The organism is Sulfurovum sp., assembly GCF_041551015.1.
Classification (GTDB): Bacteria; Campylobacterota; Campylobacteria; order Campylobacterales; family Sulfurovaceae; genus Sulfurovum.
In genome coordinates this window covers 1-4987 of the sequence record NZ_JBFENQ010000125.1, presented here as the reverse complement: position 1 = coordinate 4987, position 4987 = coordinate 1, and the positions used below count along the sequence as shown (strand labels likewise).

Genomic DNA, 4987 nt, shown 5'->3' with positions numbered 1-4987 from the left:
TTCCACAGATAAAGATGGACACTTCTACTGAAGGCTTTATGCATGATGATGATCCGGTACTTTTGGAATATAATGCATTTAGAGCACAGTTTGGACGTGATGAACGTGTTATCGTAGCTTTGAAAAGTGATAATATCTTTACATTAAAGTTTTTCAATACACTTAAATCCCTGCATGATGAAATAGAATCAAATGTACCTTTTGTGGATGATATCACATCACTCTATAATGTAAGAAATACCAGAGGTGATGGAGATAAACTTATCACTGATGACCTGTTAGAACCTTTCCCTGTGACACAAGCAGAAGTGGATGACATTAAGCAACGCGCTTTAGCATCACACTTTTATAAAGATCTTTTTATAAGTAGAGATGGAAAGATGACTACCCTGGTTATAGAAACAGATGCTTATTCTCATGAAGGTGAGGAAAAGGTGTCAGATGTAGATGCTTTTGACGAAGGTTTTGGTGATGATACTGAACGTGAAATAGATGAAACTAAAGAGAGAGCATTTTTGACAGATAAAGAAAATGCACAGTTAGTTTCAGCCATATTAGAGATAGCCCAAAAATATAAACAAGAGGGTATAGAGATCTATGTGGCAGGTTCTCCTTCTGTGAATCATGCGCTTAAGTCTCAGATGCAGGCAGATATGCAAAAGTTTATGCGTATTACATTTCTCATTATCCTTGTATTTCTATTTGTTATGTTTAGACGTGCTTCTGCAGTATTCTATCCGCTTTTTGTGATCATTCTTTCTTTGCTTGCAACCGTAGGTGCCATGGCATGGAGCGGGGTAGCATTTAAACTTCCTACGCAAATAGTCCCATCTCTTCTTTTGGCTGTAAGTATCGGTGCCACAGTACACATACTTTCTATATTTTTTGATAATTTTAATACGACCGGAGATAAGAGAGAAGCCATTAAATATACTTTAGGACACTCTGGACTAGCCATTGCCATGACCTCTGTAACAACTGCCATAGGTGTAGGATCATTTTCTGGTTCTGAAGTAGCCCCTATTTCAGACCTGGGTATGTTTGCTTCGCTTGGAGTCATGATCTCATTGTTTTTAACACTTACACTGCTTCCTGCTCTTTTGAGTATCACTAAGATGAAACAAAAGGTAAAAACAGAAGCAGGAAAATTAGATAGATTTATGGAAAAACTTTCTGTTATTCCTGTCAATCATTATAAAAGTATCATTGCAGTCAGTGTTGTTTTGGTAGTGGTGGCATTGGCTGCTGCAACAAAGATCGAACTTTCACATAACCCACTTAAATGGTTCCAACCAGACAGTTATGACCGTATCTCTACAGAAACGATAGACGAAAAATTAAATGGCTCAGTAACCATAGAACTGATCATAGATACCCAGAAAGAGAATGGGTGGAATGACCCTGTCAGACTGGATAAACTCAATAAACTCTCTAAAGAGATGGAACAGTATGTAGATAGCTATACACATATAGGAAAAGTGGTTTCCATTGCAACTATCGTGAAAGAAACCAATAGAGCATTACATGAAAATAAAGAAGAGTATTATACGATACCAGACAATGCGGATCTTGTTTCTCAAGAGTTGTTACTGTTTGAAAACTCGGGTTCGGATGATCTGGAAGACGTAGTGGACAGCCAGATTTCTAAAGCACGTATCAGTATTAAGCTTCCTTGGACGGATGCTGTACACGCTACAGAGGTGTTGGGATATGTCAAAGAGATAGCTACAAAAACTTTTCCAGATGATAAAGTTGTGACTACAGGGATGATTCCTCTACTTATCAACACTTTTTCTCATGCCATCAGTTCATCAGTGACAAGTTATTTTATCGCTTTTGTTGGCATTGCTTTTATGATGATACTTATTTTGGGTTCAGTACGTATTGGTCTGTTAAGTATGATACCAAACCTTACACCAATTATTATGGGGTTATTGTTGATGTATTTTACACATATACCACTTGATATGTTTACGCTGCTTATTGGGTCCATCGCCATAGGACTTGCGGTGGATGACACTATTCATTTCCTACACAATTTTAGAAGATACTACTTAGAGAGTGGGGACAGTGCTAAAGCCATAGAACAGACGTTCTTTACTACGGGTAAAGCGATGGTGATTACTACGATCGTGTTGTCATTAGGTTTTTATGCCTATATGTTCGCAAATATGATTTCTGTACAGAACTTTGGACTGCTTACAGGTACAGTGATAATCTTGGCACTCCTAGCTGATCTGTTACTGGCTCCTGCACTTATGATAGTAGCTGCTAAACGTGGCTGGATAAAATAATTAAAGGAAAGAAAATGAATACAAAAAAACTATTATTTACACTTACATTAGGATTTTCACTTGTTACAACACATCTTTTAGCAGATGATGCTAAAGCAAGAGCGATCATGGAAAAAGTAGATGCCAGGGATGATGGCAAAACTTTAGAGCAGGATATGCTCATGATCCTTATCGATAAAAATGGAAAGAAAAGAAATCGGGATATCAAGTCTTATGGAAAAGATTTTGGGAAAGATGAACATCGTATTATGTTCTTTAAAAGTCCTGCAGATGTAAAAAACACAGCTTTTTTGACTTATGATTATGACGATTCAAGCAAAGATGATGATCAGTGGCTTTATCTTCCTGCACTTAAAAAAGTAAAACGTATTCCTACTTCAGATAAGAGTTCAAGTTTTATGGGTTCAGATTTTTCTTATTTTGATATGACTGATAGAGATCTGGAAGATTATGATTTTAAACTGCTTAAAGAAACAGAAGTTAGAGGTAAAAAAGCATGGATGATAGAAGCTATACCTCGTAGTGAAGAAATTGTAAAAGAGTCTGGATATACAAAAACTATAGCCCTTGTAAGACAAGATAACTATATGGTAGTACGTTCCATAGGATTTATGAAAAGCAATAAGAAGAAATATCTTGATGTGGTACGGTTACACCAGGAAAAAGGGGTATGGCTTGCAGATGAAATGACGATGACGACGAAGAAAGGTAAAAGTACAGAGCATAAGACCATCTTGAAATTTAGTCATATAAAACTCAATAATCCCATAGATGACAGTATGTTTACTACACGTCGACTAGAAAAGGGGATGTGAATTGTCTAAGAATCTTTTATCAGTTTTTTCTATCATTGCTTTGTTGAGTTTTCACGCTTATGCTGATGATGTAGATGAAGCAATGGGTGGATTTGATGATAGCCCTGTTACTGTTACTCAAGAGAAGAGTGCTGAAGATACTTTGTTGGATGGTTTTGATGATGTATCAGTTACTATTACAGATGATAAAAAGAATGAAGACAATGAATTTCTTGATGGATTTGATGACACTGCTGTAAGTAATAATGAAATGAATGATGAAACTAGCACACTTGTATCTGGATTTACGGGAAAATTAACAGAGCAGATAGCATATTCACTCTACAATGATAAACCCCATGACAATATCTCCTCATTAAAAAGTTCACTTTTATTGGATTATGAATATAAATTTGAAAACGGTTTTAAGTTCAAGGTAAATATGAAAGCCTACTATGATGCCATTTATGACATTAAAGGAAGTGAAGAATTTTCACAAGATGAGTTAAATGAACTAAGAAGTGAAGTAGAACTTTTTGATGTTTATATAGAAGGAAAAATTACCGATATCTTTGACATGAAATTAGGGCGTCAGGTTGTGGTATGGGGACGTAGTGATACTATTAGGGTCACAGATGTACTAAACCCGCTAGATAACCGTCGTCCAGGTATGGTTGATATAGAAGATTTACGTTTACCAGTGACTATGGCTAAGTTTGATTACTTTATAGGTGACTGGCGTGTGACACCTATAGCCATATTGGAGCAACGCTTTTCTAAAAAACCTCCTTATGGTTCAGTTTTTTATCCTGCACCTTTTGCTACTCCAGATGATAAAGACTACTCAGATGTCACGTATGCACTTTCTGTAGGTGGCGAGTTTACAGGTTGGGATATCAATTTTTATGCAGCACGTATACATGATGATGAAGGACATGCTGTAGATGTATTTACTCCTATTGCTCGTATTGAGCATGATAAAGTCAATATGTTTGGTACAGCACTTAATTTCCTTACAGGGTCTTGGCTTTTCAAAACAGAATTTGCGTACTTTGATGGACTAAAATACTCAACAACAGATGATAAAGAATTCACAAGAAGTGATCTGCTTTTAGGATTTGAGTACAAAGGAATAGCTGATACATTAATTTCTTATGATATGGTGTATAGAGATATTGGTGAGTATGATGAAAGATTATTGAACGAACTTAACCCATTAAATAAACAGAGTTATCAACATGCATTTCGTGTAAGCTCTGATTTCATGAATGCTTCCTTGACAGCTAATTATCTACTATCTCTTAATGGAGAAAAACTAGATGAAGGCGGTTTTCAGAGAGCTTGGATCAAATATGAACTGGGTGAGGGAATCAATACAAATTTCGGTGTAGTTGATTATATAGGTGGCTCTTTGATATTTGATGAAATTAAAGATAATGATATGGTCTTTGTAGATATCTCTTATAGTTTTTAATTATGATACAATACTTTAATTAATTCATCATCTTAATATACAGATAAGGAAGCTTATGTCTATTAGACATTATATTAAAACAATTTTTTTGCTTGGAGGTATAACACTCTTACATGCAGATGTTATAACTCATCCTTTTGAAGTAGAGTCAGGCATGGTTCTTTATGAGATCACTGGCGGAGCCCAACTTACACCTGAAACAAATCTTACTATTAAAGGTAATGCAAAATTGCGTTTTAAAGAATGGGGTGAGGTTAGGTTAGAGGAAGAGAGTGGTGTAGTGCTGACTACGGGTGCAATCAAACATAAACAACATGTAAAAAGATTGGAAAAACATACAAAAGATACAGTGATTACTGCCGATTATGAAAATGAGCAACTCTTAGAGCGTAAAAAAAGTTTAAGTGATATGAGTGTTTATGATG

The 4987-nt window shown here is 35.7% G+C and carries 4 protein-coding genes; all 4 read left to right on the top strand.

Features of this window, described 5'->3' with window-relative positions; all coding sequences use genetic code 11:
- Positions 1-2294 (top strand): RND family transporter (locus ABZC96_RS08155; protein ID WP_373030358.1); only part of this gene is annotated, 2294 nt, incomplete at its 5' end.
- A 14-nt stretch (positions 2295-2308) separates the two neighbouring features.
- The gene (locus ABZC96_RS08150) at positions 2309-3109 is read left to right on the top strand and encodes an outer membrane lipoprotein-sorting protein (RefSeq protein ID WP_373030357.1); all 801 of its coding nucleotides are present in this window, start codon (positions 2309-2311) and stop codon (positions 3107-3109) included.
- A gap of 1 nt (position 3110) precedes the next feature.
- Positions 3111-4562 (top strand): DUF1302 family protein, encoded by a 1452-nt coding sequence (locus ABZC96_RS08145; protein ID WP_373030356.1) that lies wholly within the window; start codon positions 3111-3113, stop codon positions 4560-4562.
- A gap of 55 nt (positions 4563-4617) precedes the next feature.
- On the top strand, positions 4618-4987 hold a 370-nt coding region (locus ABZC96_RS08140), incomplete at its 3' end, for a hypothetical protein (RefSeq protein ID WP_373030355.1).